Annotated in this window: 17 protein-coding genes and 1 tRNA gene; 6 read left to right on the top strand and 12 right to left on the bottom strand. The window is 65.6% G+C overall.

The window, feature by feature from the left end; translation table 11 throughout:
* Positions 1 to 472 precede the first annotated feature (472 nt).
* Both BLR57_RS07470 and BLR57_RS07465 read left to right on the top strand, forming a co-directional pair.
* Entirely contained in the window at positions 473 to 703 is a 231-nt protein-coding gene (locus BLR57_RS07470) for a hypothetical protein (protein WP_089696068.1), read from the top strand.
* Positions 700 to 993 carry a hypothetical protein gene (locus BLR57_RS07465; RefSeq protein ID WP_089696064.1) on the top strand — a complete coding sequence of 98 codons (294 nt, stop codon included), beginning with the start codon at positions 700 to 702 and terminating at the stop codon, positions 991 to 993. The genes BLR57_RS07470 and BLR57_RS07465 overlap by 4 nt, the downstream gene beginning before the upstream one ends.
* A gap of 149 nt (positions 994 to 1142) precedes the next feature.
* Here the strand turns inward: BLR57_RS07465 and BLR57_RS07460 are convergent, their stop codons facing one another.
* Positions 1143 to 3410, bottom strand: coding sequence for a CDC48 family AAA ATPase (locus BLR57_RS07460; RefSeq protein ID WP_089696061.1), 2268 nt, complete (start codon positions 3408 to 3410; stop codon positions 1143 to 1145).
* Positions 3407 to 3655 carry an Hsp20/alpha crystallin family protein gene (locus BLR57_RS07455; protein WP_089696059.1) on the bottom strand — a complete coding sequence of 83 codons (249 nt, stop codon included), beginning with the start codon at positions 3653 to 3655 and terminating at the stop codon, positions 3407 to 3409. The genes BLR57_RS07460 and BLR57_RS07455 overlap by 4 nt, the downstream gene beginning before the upstream one ends.
* A gap of 159 nt (positions 3656 to 3814) precedes the next feature.
* On the opposite strand from BLR57_RS07455, the gene BLR57_RS07450 reads away from it, so the two are divergent.
* Positions 3815 to 4594 carry an alpha/beta fold hydrolase gene (locus tag BLR57_RS07450; RefSeq protein WP_089697625.1) on the top strand — a complete coding sequence of 260 codons (780 nt, stop codon included), beginning with the start codon at positions 3815 to 3817 and terminating at the stop codon, positions 4592 to 4594.
* A gap of 140 nt (positions 4595 to 4734) precedes the next feature.
* Here BLR57_RS07450 and panB read toward each other — a convergent pair whose 3' ends face one another.
* Positions 4735 to 5544: a 3-methyl-2-oxobutanoate hydroxymethyltransferase gene (gene panB, locus BLR57_RS07445; protein ID WP_089696056.1), complete on the bottom strand. Its 810-nt coding sequence runs from the start codon at positions 5542 to 5544 to the stop codon at positions 4735 to 4737.
* Between the two features lie 187 nt (positions 5545 to 5731).
* Here panB and BLR57_RS07440 point away from each other — a divergent pair, with 187 nt between their 5' ends.
* Positions 5732 to 6028: a DUF5822 domain-containing protein gene (locus tag BLR57_RS07440; protein WP_089696053.1), complete on the top strand. Its 297-nt coding sequence runs from the start codon at positions 5732 to 5734 to the stop codon at positions 6026 to 6028.
* Between the two features lie 32 nt (positions 6029 to 6060).
* On the opposite strand, the gene BLR57_RS07435 is transcribed toward BLR57_RS07440, so the two are convergent.
* The 5 genes from BLR57_RS07435 to BLR57_RS07415 form a co-directional block, all read right to left on the bottom strand.
* Positions 6061 to 6600 carry an HAD family hydrolase gene (locus BLR57_RS07435; RefSeq protein ID WP_089697624.1) on the bottom strand — a complete coding sequence of 180 codons (540 nt, stop codon included), beginning with the start codon at positions 6598 to 6600 and terminating at the stop codon, positions 6061 to 6063.
* A gap of 63 nt (positions 6601 to 6663) precedes the next feature.
* Entirely contained in the window at positions 6664 to 7800 is a 1137-nt protein-coding gene (locus BLR57_RS07430; RefSeq protein ID WP_089696050.1) for an acyl-CoA dehydrogenase family protein, read from the bottom strand.
* 87 nt (positions 7801 to 7887) lie between these two features.
* Complete coding sequence (locus tag BLR57_RS07425; protein WP_089696046.1) at positions 7888 to 9108, bottom strand: alanyl-tRNA editing protein; 1221 nt, start codon at positions 9106 to 9108, stop codon at positions 7888 to 7890.
* 39 nt (positions 9109 to 9147) lie between these two features.
* Positions 9148 to 9669 carry a helix-turn-helix domain-containing protein gene (locus BLR57_RS07420; protein WP_089696043.1) on the bottom strand — a complete coding sequence of 174 codons (522 nt, stop codon included), beginning with the start codon at positions 9667 to 9669 and terminating at the stop codon, positions 9148 to 9150.
* A gap of 252 nt (positions 9670 to 9921) precedes the next feature.
* A tRNA-Leu gene (locus BLR57_RS07415) sits at positions 9922 to 10006 on the bottom strand.
* A gap of 157 nt (positions 10007 to 10163) precedes the next feature.
* Here BLR57_RS07415 and BLR57_RS07410 point away from each other — a divergent pair.
* The gene (locus tag BLR57_RS07410) at positions 10164 to 10727 is read left to right on the top strand and encodes a DUF420 domain-containing protein (RefSeq protein ID WP_089696040.1); all 564 of its coding nucleotides are present in this window, start codon (positions 10164 to 10166) and stop codon (positions 10725 to 10727) included.
* Between the two features lie 62 nt (positions 10728 to 10789).
* Entirely contained in the window at positions 10790 to 11203 is a 414-nt protein-coding gene (locus tag BLR57_RS07405) for a pterin cluster protein (RefSeq protein WP_089696037.1), read from the top strand.
* A gap of 16 nt (positions 11204 to 11219) precedes the next feature.
* Here the strand turns inward: BLR57_RS07405 and BLR57_RS07400 are convergent, their stop codons facing one another.
* From BLR57_RS07400 to BLR57_RS07385, 4 genes are all read right to left on the bottom strand, one after another.
* Positions 11220 to 13082 (bottom strand): sensor histidine kinase, encoded by a 1863-nt coding sequence (locus BLR57_RS07400; protein ID WP_089696034.1) that lies wholly within the window; start codon positions 13080 to 13082, stop codon positions 11220 to 11222.
* Between the two features lie 177 nt (positions 13083 to 13259).
* On the bottom strand, positions 13260 to 14738 hold the full coding sequence (purF, locus tag BLR57_RS07395; protein WP_089696032.1) for an amidophosphoribosyltransferase: 1479 nt from the start codon (positions 14736 to 14738) through the stop codon (positions 13260 to 13262).
* A gap of 286 nt (positions 14739 to 15024) precedes the next feature.
* On the bottom strand, positions 15025 to 15201 hold the full coding sequence (locus BLR57_RS07390) for a 50S ribosomal protein L37e (RefSeq protein ID WP_089696029.1): 177 nt from the start codon (positions 15199 to 15201) through the stop codon (positions 15025 to 15027).
* A complete protein-coding gene (locus tag BLR57_RS07385) occupies positions 15198 to 15431 on the bottom strand; it encodes an LSM domain-containing protein (protein WP_089696026.1) in 234 nt (77 codons plus the stop codon). Before BLR57_RS07385 ends, BLR57_RS07390 begins: the two co-directional genes overlap by 4 nt.
* Between the last annotated feature and the right edge of the window lie 212 nt (positions 15432 to 15643).

The raw sequence follows: 15643 nt of genomic DNA, 5'->3' as shown, positions 1-15643 counted from the left end.
CGTACGATACGGGTTGATTGGCGAGCGATGCGAGTTGGTTGGCGAACGGTACGGGTTGGTTGGTGAGCGGTGCAGTCGGTCGGTTGGAGACGTGTTTGGTTCAGGTTGTATCGCTCTGTTTCGTGTGTTGGGATGATCAACGGGCGGTTCTGGTCATGTAGCGATTCTGTTTGGTTGGCGATTCCAGTTGACTGGCGATTCCGGTTGGATGTCGATTCTGTTTGGTTGGCGATTCCAGTTGACTGGCGGTTCCGGTTGGATGTCGATTCTGATTGATTGACGATACGGGTCGGACAGTTGGTTGGCGGTACGGCCCGAGGTTTCGTGGTATATCTTGTCGTGGTAAACGCTAACGCACGACACGACATAAACATTGTGGCCTTCGATGTTCTTGCCGATTGGTTGGTTCTTCCGCGCGACACCCGACTGGGGCAGCCGAACGACTCTTGTCACGGCCGTGGAAGGTTCGTGTATGGGCAGCCACAGAATCGAACTCCTCCTCACCGTCCAGGCGATGTTGCTCGCGCTCGTCGTCCACGTCCTCGTCCGGACGACGAACTACTTCGGTGGGCCGTACGACTGGCTCGTCGCGGTCTTTCCCACCACAGTGCTCCTCGGCGGCGGTCTCTTCGTCGGAAGCCACGCCGCACTGGTGACGAAAGACTGGCTCGTTCGTGACCTCCAGCAGGTAGAGACTGAATGACCGAGCTGCCAGCCGTTCGGAAGATAGACGTCCTCGCGTACCTGCTGGTTCTCTTCGGCCTGAACTTCGTGACGGAATACGGGCTGAAGATACTGACGGACGGGCCGACAGTTCCCACCCTCGCCGGACTCGTATTCGCCCTGACCGTCGTCGCCGGCGGTCTCTACGCTCGGGTCGACCCGGAGTTCGAGACGACGACGGAACCCGCACCGTGGTATCTCTACGTCGTCGCTGGCATCGGCACAGTCGCGTTCCTGAGCCTGCTGGTGCTCAGAGTCAGGAATCTATGAAAACAAACCCGTCGTCGACGACAGCCGAACTGACTGCATTGCACCGCGAGCGAGGGCCGTCAGGCCCGAGCCTCGCGAGAGTTTTTTGGTCGAGCTTTTTTCAAGGAGTGGTGCGCCACAGGCGCACCCGACTCTGAAAAAGGTCGTCGTTATTGGAACGTCCGGCCGTACTCGCCTTCGTCCTTCTCGACGTCGCTCTTCTTGAAGCGCTCCTCGATCTCCTCGTAGCGCTGGCGGGTCTCTTCGGTGACGCTGGCGCGAACCTCGTCGAGTGCGTCCTCGAAGTGGTCCATCGTCACGCGGACGTTACCGATGGACTCGTCGACGTCGTCCTTGGCGACGCTGCGGATGAACTCGCGGGAGGCCGCCATCGAGGCCTCGCGGGCGAGTGCTTCGAGGTCGGCACCGACGTAGCCCTCGGTCTTGCGGGCCAGTTTGTCGAGGTCCACCGAGTCGGCCAGCGGCTTGTGCTGGGTGTGGACTTCGAGGATCTTGCGGCGACCCTCCTCGTCCGGGACGGGCACGTGGACGTGGCGGTCCAGCCGGCCGGGACGCAGGAGTGCCGAGTCGATGAGGTCCGGCCGGTTGGTCGTCGCGATGACGACGACGTCTTCGAGCGACTCCAGCCCGTCGAGTTCCGTCAGCAGTTGCGAGACGACGCGCTCGCTGACGCCGGAGTCGCCGGAGTTGCGGCCGCGTTCGGTCGCGATGGAGTCGATCTCGTCGAAGAACACCACCGTCGGGGCGTTCTCGCGGGCTTTCTTGAACACTTCGCGGACGCCCTTCTCGGACTCGCCGACGAACTTGTTCAGGAGTTCCGGCCCCTTGATCGAGATGAAGTTGGACTCGGACTCGTTGGCGACAGCCTTCGCCAAGAGCGTCTTCCCCGTCCCCGGCGGGCCGTAGAGCAAGACACCCTTCGCGGCCTCCATGTCCATCTGCTGGAACACTTCGGGATACTCCAGCGGCCACTGGATGGTCTCGCGGAGCCGCTCTTTGGTGCCTTCGAGACCGCCGACGTCCTCCCAGGTGACGTCCGGAACTTCGACGAAGACCTCGCGGAGCGCGGAGGGTTCGATCCCCTTTATCGCCTCCTTGAAGTCCTCCTCGGTGACGTCGAGGTTCTCTAAGACCTCGGCGTCGATCTCGTCGGCTTCGAGGTCGAGCTGCGGACGGATGCGCCGCAGGGCGGTCATCGCCGCCTCCTTGGCGAGCGATTCGAGGTCCGCGCCGACGAAGCCGTGGGTGCTGTCGGCGTACATGTCGAGGTCGACGCCGTCGGCCAGCGGCATGTTGCGCGTGTGGACCTGGAGGATCTCCTTGCGGCCCTCGCGGTCCGGGACGCCGATTTCGATCTCGCGGTCGAAGCGGCCACCGCGGCGGAGCGCGGGGTCGATGGCGTCGACGCGGTTGGTCGCGCCGATGACGACGACCTGACCGCGCTCTTCGAGTCCGTCCATCAGGCTGAGGAGCTGCGCGACGACACGGCGTTCGACGTCGCCACCGGCCTCCTCGCGCTTGGCGGCGATGGAGTCGAGTTCGTCCATGAAGACGATGGCCGGGGCGTTCTCGGTCGCCTCCTCGAACACCTCACGGAGCTGCTCTTCGGACTCGCCGTAGTATTTCGACATGATTTCGGGACCCGAAATCGTGTGGAACGAGGCGTCGATCTCGTTGGCGACGGCCTTGGCGATGAGCGTCTTGCCCGTGCCCGGCGGGCCGTGGAGCAGGACGCCCTTCGGCGGCTCGATGCCGAGGCGTTTGAACAGCTCCGGATGCCGCATCGGCAGTTCGATCATCTCCCGAACCTGTTCTAACTCGCGGTCGAGACCACCGATGTCCTCGTAGGCCACGTCCGGCCCGTCACTGCTCGCTCCGCCCGAGCCAGAGGGACCGCGGATCTGCTCTGCGGGCTTCTCGCTGATGGAGATCTCCGTCGAGTCGTTGATGACGACGGTGCCCCCGGGCTTCGTGTCCGCGATCTTCAGCGGGACCGACTGGCCCTGGCTGGCGATGAAGCCGAAGCCGAAGGGGATCTGGACCGACTGCCCCTTCGTCACGGGCTGTCCGGAGAGCTTGTCACGGATGTGCGGCGCGATGTTGCCGCTGATACGGAGGTTCTGCGGGAGCGCGATAGTCACGGAGTCGGCGGGCTTGACGTCCGCCTTCTCGACGTCGACCTTGTCGTCGATGCCGACGTTGGCCTGTTGGCGGAGTCGGCCGTCGATACGGACGACACCCGTGCCGTCGTCTTCCGGGTAGCCCGGCCAGACGCGCGCGATGGCGGTCCCGTCCTTACCTTCGAGACGGATGAAGTCGCCGCCGGTGAGATCCATCTCCTTTGCGGCCACGCGGTCGATCGCTGCGAGTCCACGACCCGCGTCTTTCTGCTTGAGTGGTTTGACAGTGAGCTTCATTGTGAACCGGTAATAGTGAGGACGCCGTTTTTCATAAACACTTGCGCGTCGGAACCGGGCAGTTCGAACTCGGTCTCGAACAGCCGGTCGCCCGCGTCGACGACGACGATGGCCGTCTGGCCGACGATGTCGACGTCGACAGCCTCATCAGACACTCGCAGGTCGGCCGCGACGACCCACTGGTCGTCGTAGTCGTACCGGCGGAGGAAGCGGTCGTCACGACCTTCGAACAGTTGTTGACTCATGAGGAATCCTAACTCCAAGTTAGCTATCTAAGTATTTAAGGCTTTCGGCGGTGAATCGGCAGACGGTGGCCGAATCAGCGAAAGAGAGTAGAATTGCGGTTCCACCGGAAAGTCACGGTTCCCTGCGGGTTTATGTTCCGTGCCGAGAACACCACCATCATGCAAACAGTGACACACCACGGCCGCACCACGGCCTACCAGCGGTGGTTCCGTGGCGACTCGGCCGACACGGGGTCGGCGGTGCTCTTCGTCCACGGTAGCGGCGGGTCACACGCCGTCTGGAAGGCGCAGTCGCGGCTCGCCGACGACAGGCCGGTCGTCGCGCTCGACCTGAGCGGCCACGGCGAGAGCGACGACGTCGAGACCGACCCCGGCGGCGAGGCACTCGCGGCCTACGTCGACGACGCGGTCGCCGTCGCCCGCGAGACGGACGCCAGCGTCCTCGTCGGCAACTCCCTCGGCGGTGCCGTCGCCATGACGGTCGCCCTCGACCGCGACCTCCCGCTCGACGGTCTCGTGCTCGCGGGGACCGGCGCGAGACTCAGCGTCCTCGAGGACCTGCTCGCGTGGCTCGACGACGACTTCGACCGCGCTGTCGAGTTCCTCCACGCCCCCGACCGACTCTTCCACGACGCCGACGAGCGCGTCCTCGAGGAGTCTCGCGAGGGGATGTACGACGCTGGCCAGCGCGTGACGGTACGGGACTTCCGGACCTGCCACAGCTTCGACGTGCGGGACGAGGTGAGCCGAATCGACGTGCCGACACTTGCGGTCGTCGGCGACCACGACAAGCTGACCCCGCCGCGCTATCACGAGTATCTGGCCGAGCAGATTCCGGACTGCCGACTGGCCACCGTCGACGACGCGGCCCATCTCGCGATGCTCGAACAGCCCGCGGCGTTCAACGCGGCCGTCGAGGAGTTCCTCGGCTCGCTGTGAGGGCAGTGCAGCCGCTCACGGCGTCACCGAATCCATCAGCTCCATCAGCTCCATCGGCTCCACCGACTCCATCGACTCCCTGAACAGCGAGAAAAACCACTGCGGTCGCCTGCTTTTCGGATGCCAGCTCGGCCGGGTTCTCAGTACAGTTCGTCCAGGTCGTCCTCGACGTGGCTGTGTTCGTCGGCCGGGAACGTGCCGGACTCGACGGCCTCGACGTAGTCGCCGACCGCCTCTTCCATCACGGACTTCACGTCGCCGAACTGCTCGGCGAAGGGCGGCGCACGGTCGCTCAGCCCCAACACGTCGTTGACAACGAGCACCTGCCCGTCACAGTCGGGACCGGCACCGATGCCGATGGTCGGGATGTCCAGTGCCGCAGTCACCTGCGCGGCGAGGTTGGCCGGGACGTGTTCGAGCACGAGCGAGAACGCCCCCGCTTCCTCGTGGGCGCGCGCGAGGTCGAGAATCTCCTGGGCGTCCTCCTTCGTCGTCCCCTGTCTTTGGTAGCCGGTCGATTTGACCTGCTGGGGCGTCAGGCCGAGATGTGCCATCACGGGAATCCCGAGCTGGACCAGTTTCTCGGTCAGCTCGACGGTGTGCGGGCCGGACTCCAGCTTGACGGCGTCGGCGTTCGCCTCCTTGAGCATCCGGCCACAGTGCTCAATGCTCTGGGCCTCGCTGACGCCGACCGAGAGGAAGGGCATGTCGGCGACGACGACGGCGTCGCTCGTCGCGCGGGCGACGGCGGCCGTCCGGCTCTCGACCTCTTCGACCGTCACGGGGAGCGTCGAGTCGTAGCCCAGAGCCGCGTTGCCCATGCTGTCGCCGACGAGTACGAGGTCGGTTCCCGCCCCGTCGACGACGGCCGCCGTCGGTGCGTCGTACGCCGTCAACATCGTGATAGCCTCGGTCCCGGCCTTCGCGCGGATGTCCCGTACCGTGGTCATACCCGACGAACCTCCCGGAAGCGTGAAAAGCGTCTCGTTGTGCCGCCGGTCGTACACGGTCGTTTATCGGAGTTCACAGCAAGCGAACAGATTTCCAGCGCGAACGGACCGGGATCGAATGAATGCGAGCGGACCGAGCGACTGTGCGAACCGGCACGCATTAGCCCCTCCGCCCGAATCTCCGCCTGTGCAACCCGTCGAACGCTCGAATCCCGAGGGTGTCGACTACGGCTGGGTGATGCAGGTCACCTTCGTCATGACCATCCTCGTCGGCGCGCCCATCGTCACCGCGCTCTCGTTACAGGCGACACTGCCGACGTGGGGTGCCCGCGCGGAGTTCGCCATCCGAGTCGGGGCGATCATCTGGATTCTCACGGCCATCCCCGTCTTCCTCTACGCGAAACGGACGAACGCCGGTGACGGCGGCAGCGACCCGGACGAAATAGAGACAGAGAACGGCACTGAGAGCCGCGCAGACGACTGATTTTCGATTCCGCAGAACTCCGACGACCCTACTTAGAAGTTCGACGGCCCGCCGTCGACGTACCGAAACGCGGTTCCCGCCCGCTCTGCGGTCTCCGCGTCGCGCCGTGAGTCGCCGATGAACAGCGCGTCGGCGGCGTCGACGTCCAGTCCCCGGAGCGTTGCCAAGAGCGGTTCGGGGTCGGGTTTGCGCGTCGCCACGGAGTCGCGGCCGACGACGCTGTCGACGTGGGTCGCGAGTTCGTGGACGTCGAGTGCGACGCGGCAGGAGGCCTCACAGTTGAGCGAGCAGACGCCGACGGGGACGGTCTGGTCGGCGACAGTGTCCGCCAGTGGCAGCCGCGTCGACTCCCGCGCGCCCGTCGTCTCGTGGTCGGCGATGGCCGCCTCGACCTCCGCGCGGAGGCCGTGCTCGTCGGCGAGGTCGAGCATCCCCCAGAGGTCGTAGTCGGCCGCGTCGACCCCGGCGTCGGCGAAGACGTCGACGACGTCGCTCGCGACGTCGTTCCAGTTCACCGCGAGACGGACGAGCGTCCCGTCGAGGTCGTAGACGACGGCGTCGAACTCGGCCATGTCGTCGAGTGCAGGGTTCACGAGGGAAGCTCAGAGAGGAAAGGAAAAGACGGCTTCGGTCAGCTAATCGAGGAGGCCGCGGGCGATGATGGTCTTTTGAATCTCCGAGGTCCCCTCGTAGATGGTCGTGATCTTCGAGTCGCGGTAGTAGCGTTCGACGTCGAAGTCGGTCGTGTAGCCGTAGCCGCCGTGGATCTGCACCGCCTCGTTGGTGATGTCGACGGCCGCCTCGCTGGCGAAGTATTTGGCCATCGCCGCCGCGATGCGGGGGTCCTGGCCGTTGTCCTCCTGTCGCGCCGCCTCGCGGACGAGCAGCCGCGAGGCCTGTAGCTGCGTCGCCATGTCGGCGAACTTGTGGCGGATGGTCTGGAAGTCGCTGATGGGCTGGTCGAACTGTTCGCGGTCCGCGGCGTAGGCCTTCGCGTCGTCGAAGGCGGCCTGCGCGAGACCGACTGCCTGCGAGGCGATGCCGACCCGGCCGCCGGTCAGAATCTTGAACGCCGAGGAGAGACCCTTGCCCTCCTCGGTGAGGCGGTACTCCTCCGGAACGCGCACGCCGTCGAAGGTCATGCCCGTGGTGTCGCTGGCGCGGAGACCGAGTTTGTGCTCCTTCTTTCCCACCTTCACGCCGTCGTAGTCGGCGGGGACGAGGAACTGCGTGATGCCCTCGTCGGCCTTCGCGAAGACGATGTAGACGCCCGCCCGCTGGCCGTTGGTGATCCACTGCTTCTCGCCGGAGATGACGTACTCGTCGCCGTCCTTCTCGGCACGGGTCGTCATCTCCGCGGGGTTCGAGCCGGCCTGCGGCTCGGAGAGACAGAACGCGCCGACAGGCCGACCGGAGACCATGTCGGGGAGCCACTCGTCTTTCACGTCCTCGGTGCCGAACTCGGCGATACAGGAGGTGGCGAGACAGTGGACGGAGAGCGCGGTGGCGACGGCGAGCTGGCCGTAGGCGACCTGCTCGTTGACGATGGCGTAGGTCGTGCGGTCCGCGCCGAAGCCGCCGTACTCCTCGGGGACGGTGAGACCAGTCAGGTCCAACTCGGCGAGACCGTCCCACACGTCCTCGGGGAAGGTCTCGGTCTCGTCGGCCTCCTGCGCGCCCGGTCGAATCTCCTCGACGGCGAACTCGTGGACGACGTCGCGGATCGCCCGCTGTTCGGCGGTCAGCGCGGAGTCGACGTCTGCGAATACCATGTCTGTGAATTCGGTCGTTGGTGGAAAAAGATGACTAATGGCCGGACGCATGGGTCAGAATCGCACGGTCGGCGACGTGTCTGGCCGTCACTCTCGAAGCGACGCCACCACGTCCGCGGGGTCGGCACCGAGTCCGCCGCCCTGCGCGAACGTCGGCCCACCCCCGCCGCCACCGCCGAACTCGTCGGTAATCTCGTCGACCACGTCGACCGCGGCGACGTCGCCCGTCGAGGCGACGACGACGAACGTCGACCCCTGCTGACCCGCGACGACGGCCACGTCCGCGCCGTCGCCGACGACACTCTTGGCCGCGTCGCCGACGTCGTTCGCGCCGAAGCCCGAGACGGTGCCGACCCGCCACGTCAGCCCGTCGCGCTCGACCGTGTCGAGGGCGGCCAGTCGCGTCGTCAGCACCTCCGTCTTCAGGTCCGCGAGACTGGCTTCCAGTTCTTCAGTGGTGTCCCGGAGGCTCCGCACCATCTCGGGCATCTCCGACACGCCGGTCCCGAGTTCGCGCGCCGTCGCCAGCGTCGCCCGCTTCTGGCTCGCTCTGCGGTCGATGGCCGCCGGGCCGACGGCGAACTCGACGCGGGTCAGCCCTTCGCCGGGGTTCGAGCGACCCAGCAGTTCGACCGGCCCGATCTCGCGGGTGTTCGAGACGTGGGTCCCGCCGCAGGCCGCGACGTCGAAGGGGTCGACGTCCTTCCCGTCGCTCCCGTCCCCGCCGATAGTGACGATGCGGACGCTGTCGCTGTCTGCGAACACGCCCTCCTCGGTCTTGACGTTGAACGCGACCTCCTCGCGGGCGCGAGCCTCCGCGACGGGGACTTCCTCCCACGAGACGGGCAGGGAGTCCCAGACGACCCGGTTGACGAGCCGTTCGAGGGCGATGAGGACCGAATCGTCGATGTCGGTAGAGGTCTCGAAGTCGACCCTGACCTTCTCCGAGTCGATGTTGAAGCCGCCGTAGCCGAGGTCGTCGAGTAACTCCCGGCCCGCGCCGTAGAGCGCGTGGCTGGCGGTGTGCGCCCGCATACAGTAGGTCCGGAAGTCGTTGTCGACGACGCCGACGACGGTCTCGCCGACCGCGACGTCGGGTGCCTCGGCGAGCGTGTGGACGACCTGACCGTCTCTGGTCCCGACGTGCTCGACGACGTGGCCGGCGAGCGTTCCCCGATCGGCCGGCTGGCCGCCGCTCTCGGCGTAGAAGTAGGTGCTGTCGAGGACGACGTCGCGGCCGTCGACGGCGGCGACGCTCGCGGCGAACTCTCGGACGTCCGGCTCCGCAGGTGCGAGAGACTGTGGCATGGACGTCCGAAAACGCCGGGTCGACAAAAAGATACGAGGTTACTCGTCGACGAGCGAGAGACCGAGCCGTTCTTCGAGCTTCTTGACCACAGAACCGCCGACGCCGGCGCGGGTGGCACGGCCCTGCTCGACGGCGAGGATGTCGTCCTCGTCGATGTCGAGTTCGGCGGCGAGGTCTTCGACGGTCAGTCCGGCGTCCTGGCGGGCGTCCTCGACTCTGTCGCCGTAGTCCGAGACGAGATAGGGCAGCCGGTCTTTCTCGTAGCTCGTCCCCTTCTCCTCCCAGTGTTTCGCGTCGCCTTTCTGGGCGTCGTACATCTTCGCGGCCGTCTGCGCGGCGCGCTTCTTCCGGGAGACCTCCGTGTTGTCGCGCTGCTGGTCCTGCTGGCTGCGCTTGCGGTCCTTGCTGCGGTTCTCGCTGTGCGGCGCGCAGTCCGGACAGACGAGGAGGTCGGCCCCGGCGACGTTCGCCTTCCGAAGCTTCCCGCTCTGCTTCCCGCAGAGTTCACAGGAATCGCCGTCGTCGCCACCTCCGCTGCGTCCGGTCGAATACTTAGCCATGCACTCCGGTAGTGCTGCTATCCGTTTAAATCCGTGGCAGTTAGATGTCACTCCCCGCGTTGCGGCCCAGCTAGGGAGACAGCCGCGTCGCTCGCGAGTCGAGAGAACGGACGCCACCGACGAGCAGCGCGGCTCGGCAGTTGGCGTCTGTAAGGATTGTGCGTGGGTGATGTCCGTGTAGGGACGTCACCTGCATCGTGTGCGGGACGGCATCGCCGCCCCGTCTGCGGCCCCGAGGGACCGCGTTTGCGATGCGTGGGACCGGATTTGAACCGGCGGACCTCTACAGGACAGCGCCCTCAACGCTGCGCCGTTGGCCTGGCTTGGCTACCCACGCTCGCTACGTGTCTTGTCTTACTGCACTCCTCTCTTTTTCGGGGTTAAATAAAAGCGCTTTCCTTTGACTCTGCACTGTCCGTCGTTCCCACGTCTCTCGGCTCCGCCGTCGTCACCGGGTCCGAACCCTTCATGCCGGCTCCGTCCCCAGGGCCTACATGGAACTGCAGCGCGCCCGAAACCACGTCACGGCACTGACCGCGGTGTTGACCGTCGTCTCGCTCGCGCTCGTGTTCGGCGCGGTCCTCGGAGCGATTCCGTCGACGTTCATCCCGCGGGCGTCGACCGCCGTCCTCGACGCCATCCCGCACGTCAACGCCGTCGTTAGCACGTTCGCCATCGGCACGATCGTCGCCGGCGTCCGATTCATCCGCCGCGGCGACGTCGGGAAGCACCGCGCGATGATGCTCACGTCGCTCGCGCTGTTCGTTACCTTCCTGGTCCTCTATCTCTACAAGGTGACGCTGACCGGCGCGGCCGATTTCGGCGGTCCCACGGCCGTCTACCGGTTCGTCTACCTGCCGACGCTGGCGATCCACATCCTGCTCGCCATCGTCTGTATCCCGCTTCTCTACTACGTGCTGCTGTTAGCCCTCACGCGACCCGTCTCGGAACTCTACGAGACGAGTCACAGGCGGTTCGGGCGCGTCGCCGCCGCACTGTGGCTCGTCTCGTTCGCACTGGGGAACGTCGTCTACGTGCTGCTCTACTGGCTCTACTGAGAGATTCCCAGTCCGTGGGAACGAGAGACACACCATTGTCGTCGGAGCGACTACCTTCACCTATGGTCTCGACAGCCACGACTGGCACAGCCAGCGAGAACGAGGGAGAACCGACGGAGACGACAGTCGACGTCAAGGCGACGGGCCACGTCCGCCGCGAGCTCGGCTGGTCGCGCCGAGAGTTCACGTTCGAGGGGACGACGCTGCGTGCGTTCCTCGAGGCGTTCTTCGCCGAGTACGACGTGCGGGACCTGCTCATCGCCGAGACGGAGGCGGACGCGTCGGCCCACGGATGGGTACGGCCGCCGGCCGACCTGCCCGGTACCTGGCGCAAGAACCCCGAAGGTGAGCAGTCACGGGCCTACGCCCGGATCTGTATCAACGGCCGGTTCAACGAACATCTCGGTGGGTTCGACGCGGAACTCCACGACGGCGACCGTGTTGCACTCATCTACCCGTTCATGTTCTGCTGTTGAACCGAGCAGAGAGCGATCAGTCGTCGTCCGCGTCGAGGGTCGGAACCGGTGGCTCCGGAGGCGTCGGCGACCGTGGCACCGTCCTGACCTCGAAGCGTGCACCGCCGCCACGTCCCTCTGTCGCCTGGACCTCCCAGCCGTGGGCGAGGACGATCTCGCGGACGATGGCGAGACCGAAGCCGGTTCCCGTCCGCGCAGTCGTGTATCCCCGCTCGAAGACCAGATCGCGCTTGTCGGGGGGCAGCCCCGGGCCGTCGTCCTCGACGAAGAAGCCGTCCTGTGTCGCGCCGACGCGGATGGTCACGCCCCGCTCGGGGGCGACCGACCCCTCGGCAGCTTCGGCAGCTTCGGCTCCCACCGCGCTCGCCCCGCGCGTCGACAGCCCCTCTGAGCCGTGTTCCACGCTGTTTCGGAACAGGTTCTCGAGAAGCTCCGTCAGTCGGGCGACGTCCGCGTCGACCATCCGGCCCTCTTCGACCGACAGTGTCGCCACCTCCGTCGGGACGTTGCCCCACGCCGCTCGGACGACGGTCTCGAGCGACACCGGTTCGGTCTCGCCGATGACACGGCCGCTCCGAGCGAGTGCTAGGAGATCGTCGATGAGCGCCTCCATCCGGCCGAGCGCGCCGTCGACGCGTTCGAGGGAGTCGTCGCCGCCGTCGCCGTCGCGGACCAGTCCGAGGTAGCCGACCGCGACGTTCAACGGGTTCCGGAGGTCGTGGCTGACGATGCTCGCGAACTCGTCGAGCTTCTCGTTCTGTGTCCGGAGGCGTCGCTCCCGCAGCCGTCTGTCGGTGACGTCGTACAGGAGGGCGACGTGGCCGAGGTCACCGTCGCCAAGCGCGGAGATGCGGACCTCGTAGACCCGGTCGGACCCCTCGGGCGCGTACTCCAAGGCGCGGTTCTCGCCCGCGGTGAGCGTCTCGACCGACAACAGCCGGTCGCCGTCGGGGCGGATGTCGGTATCGTCCGGGCGTGTGTCGGCATCGTCGAGCCGGGTCGCACCCGCGAGCACCGACGTGACGGACTGACCGAGGACGCTTCCCTGCTGTCCGTCGAGCAGTTCGTTCGCGAGCCGGTTGGCGTCGACGACGACGCCGTCGTTGTCGAAGACGAGGACGCCGACGTCGAGTGCCTCGACGACGCTGGCACGGGCGACCGGCAACACGTCGAAGACACCGAACCCGAAGACGGCGTAGGCGACGAGGAGCATCGTGAACGCCAGTCCGATGGGTGTCGGATCAAGCGGCTCTTCGAGCAGTTTGAAGATGACGTTCAGCGCGAAGGGCACGAACGACCCGGCGAGTAGCGCGAAGTTCCGGCGGCCGTGGACCCGCTGCTCGGGACGGATGAACAGCTCGAACAGGAAGCCCGCGGCGAGCAAGAACAGAAAGCCGTTCAGACTGGTGTAGCCCCAGTAGAGCAGTCCGGGCGACGGGTCGACGACGGTCGCTCCGGCCACCGTCGCCTCTGCGAGCCCCTCGTACCAGAGGTTGTGGAGGCCGTCGGCGAACGGCGTCCGGTTCGTCCAGACGACGACGACCGAGACGGCTTCCAGTGCGACGAGCACCGCGACACGCCGCCGCGTCACGTACCGGCCGTGGCCGGTGTAGATGGTGACGAAGAGGAACCACGCCAGCGCGCCGAAGGCGTTTCCGAAGTAGCGCAGCCGGTACCAGAACAGTTTGTCCTCGAAGCCCGTGGCGGCGATGGAGGCCGAGTAACAGCCGGCCCACACCAACGCCGACAACGAGATGATGGTGAGGAGCGTCCCGCCGCGGATCGACCGGCGCTGCCGCCAGAAGAACCCAACCAGCCCTGCCGCGGCAAGGGTGGCGAGTACGTTGACGAGCAGTAACGGGGACAGACCGACGGCCATCGAGAGTATATCGGTGAAAAGATATATGAATCATTGGGTGTCGAAGCGGACTTTCCATCAGTTTGAGACGCTAAACAGTCCGTAACGGGAATCCGATCTCCACCGACTTGTCAGATAGTGTGAAGAGTAGAGGGGCGGTGGTCGGCCGTCTCAGTCGTCTCAGTCGTCTCAGTCGTCTCAGTCGTCGGCGAGCGTCCGCTCACCGACGGTCGGACGTTCGACGTCGCGGTCGGTCGGTTCGCCGTCGATGTCGTAAGGATATTCGCCGGTCACACAGCCGAGACAGAGGTCCGCACGGGACTGTCCGAGCACGTCGGCGATGGCGTCGATGGAGAGATACGAGAGGCTGTCGGCACCGATGACGTCCCGGACGTCCTCGGTACTCTGCCCTGCGGCGATGAGTTCTTCGCGCGAGGCCATGTCGATGCCCATGTAACACGGCGCGACGATGGCCGGCGCGCCGATGCGCATGTGGACCTCCTCGGCTCCCGCGTCGCGCAGCAGGTCGACGAGCTGGTTCGAGGTCGTCCCGCGAACGATGCTGTCGTCGATGATGGTGACGGTCTTGCCCTCGACGGTGGACTTGATGGGGTTGAGCTTCAGGCGGACGGCGCGTTCGCGCTCGTCTTGGGTCGGCATGATGAACGTCCGGCCGACGTAGCGGTTCTTCATCAGCCCCTCGGCGAACTCGACGCCGTCGGCCTCCTCGTCCTCGTTTGCGGCCTCGGCGTAGCCGGAGGCGAAGGCACGGCCCGAGTCGGGGACGGGCATGACGACGTCGGTGTCGATGCCGCTCTCCTCCCAGAGCTTCCGGCCCAGGTTGCGGCGGACCTCGTAGACGAGGTTGTCGTCGATGATGGAGTCGGGCCGGGCGAAGTAGACGTGTTCGAAGAAACAGTGGGCGGTGTTGTCGGGTTCGACTAGTTGGTACGAGTCGAAGCCTGTCCCTCCCTTCTCGAGGAGGACGAGTTCACCCGGTCGGACGTCGCGGACGAGTTCCCCGTCGAGTGTGTCGATGGCGGCGGACTCGCTAGCGACGACGTAGCCGTCGTCGACCTTTCCGATACAGAGCGGGCGGTTGCCCTGTGGGTCACGGACGCCGAGGACCATGTCGTCGTGCATGATGGTCAGCGAGTACGACCCGTGGATGCGCTCCATCGTCCGTTTGACCGCACGGACGAGGTCCTCTTCGAGGAGGTTGCGGGCGAGGTCGTGGGCGATGACCTCCGTGTCGCCCGAGGAGGTAAAGGCGTGGCCGAGACTCTCCAGTTCGTCGCGGAGTTCGTCGGCGTTGACGAGATTGCCGTTGTGCGCGAGCCCGAGCGCGCCGGACTTGAACGAGACCGAGAAGGGCTGGGCACAGCAGTTGTTGACGCCGCCCGCGGTCGGATAGCGGACGTGGCCGATGCCTGCCGGGCCGTTCAACTGGTCGAGGTCGTCCTCGTCGAAGACGTCGCCCACGAGTCCCATGTCGACGTGGCTGTGCTGCTGGAAGCCGTCGTGGGTGACGATGCCCGCGGACTCCTGTCCACGGTGCTGGAGTGCGTACAGCGAGTAGTACAGTGGTCGTGCGGCGTTGCGGTCGGCCAGCGAAACGCCGACGACACCGCACTTCTCTGTCGGACCGTCGTGGGAGTAGTCCCGCCCGTCTGCCATGGGCGACGCTGGGAAGTCCAAGGGTAAAAACCCTCGCCATTGTGCCGTATTCGGTGGTTTTGCCGACGATTGTATGCAGTGTCGTGCATATCTCTGGCGCGCCGAGCGACGTGTCGACGACCGGTTTCGACCGTGGGCGACAGGTTCAGTGGGCGGCGCGCTCCAAGGTGACAGAGACAGCAGTCACTCGACGGGAGAGAGAACAGAGAACAGACCGAGCTACCGCTCGGCGGTGGTGTCTGCGTCGGCGACCGGAAGGTCCGGTGCCGAAACGAATGGTCGAAATTTAGTTGTCGCCGGATTTCGACTGCCAGGCGTACTCTCGACGCTTCGCCGATTTGCCGAAGCCACAGGACGAGCAGACCTTCTTCCGGGAGTGGTAGGACTTCTCGCCGCAGCGGCGGCACTTGACGTGCGTCGTCTTGTTCTTCTTCCCTTGGCTCGGGGTACCAGCACCGGTCATGCTTTGATGGTGACGACGTTATCGCCGCGTATAATCGTTGTGTCTTCGACCGCTTCGACGTCCAGTTCGCCGAGCGTGTCGTCGTCGACGTCGAGGCTCTCTTCGAGCACGACGTTCATATGCTGATCGTAGCCTGCGAGTGTCCCGAAGTAGGCGGCACCGTCCTTCAACTGCACCGTCACCGGCTCGTTCAGAGATGCTTCGAGAACATCGAGAGGTCGTCCGCTCATGGCAGAGACGCTTCGCGTTTCGGTATTAAACGTACTGGTTGTTCCTCCGTTTCCGGGCGACGAGCGGGCGAAACTTCCACTGTCGTAACCTGTCTGTGGGGAATCGAACCTGTGGACGGGAGGATTCAGTGGATCGACAGCGACTGTGAGTCTGTCAGTCGGTGGCCCGCGGTGACGGATTCACGTCAGTGGCGATCAGACGAGCTGCTCGC

Source organism: Halogranum gelatinilyticum (genome assembly GCF_900103715.1).
GTDB lineage: Archaea > Halobacteriota > Halobacteria > Halobacteriales > Haloferacaceae > Halogranum > Halogranum gelatinilyticum.
This window is presented reverse-complemented; position numbering and strand designations above follow the sequence as displayed.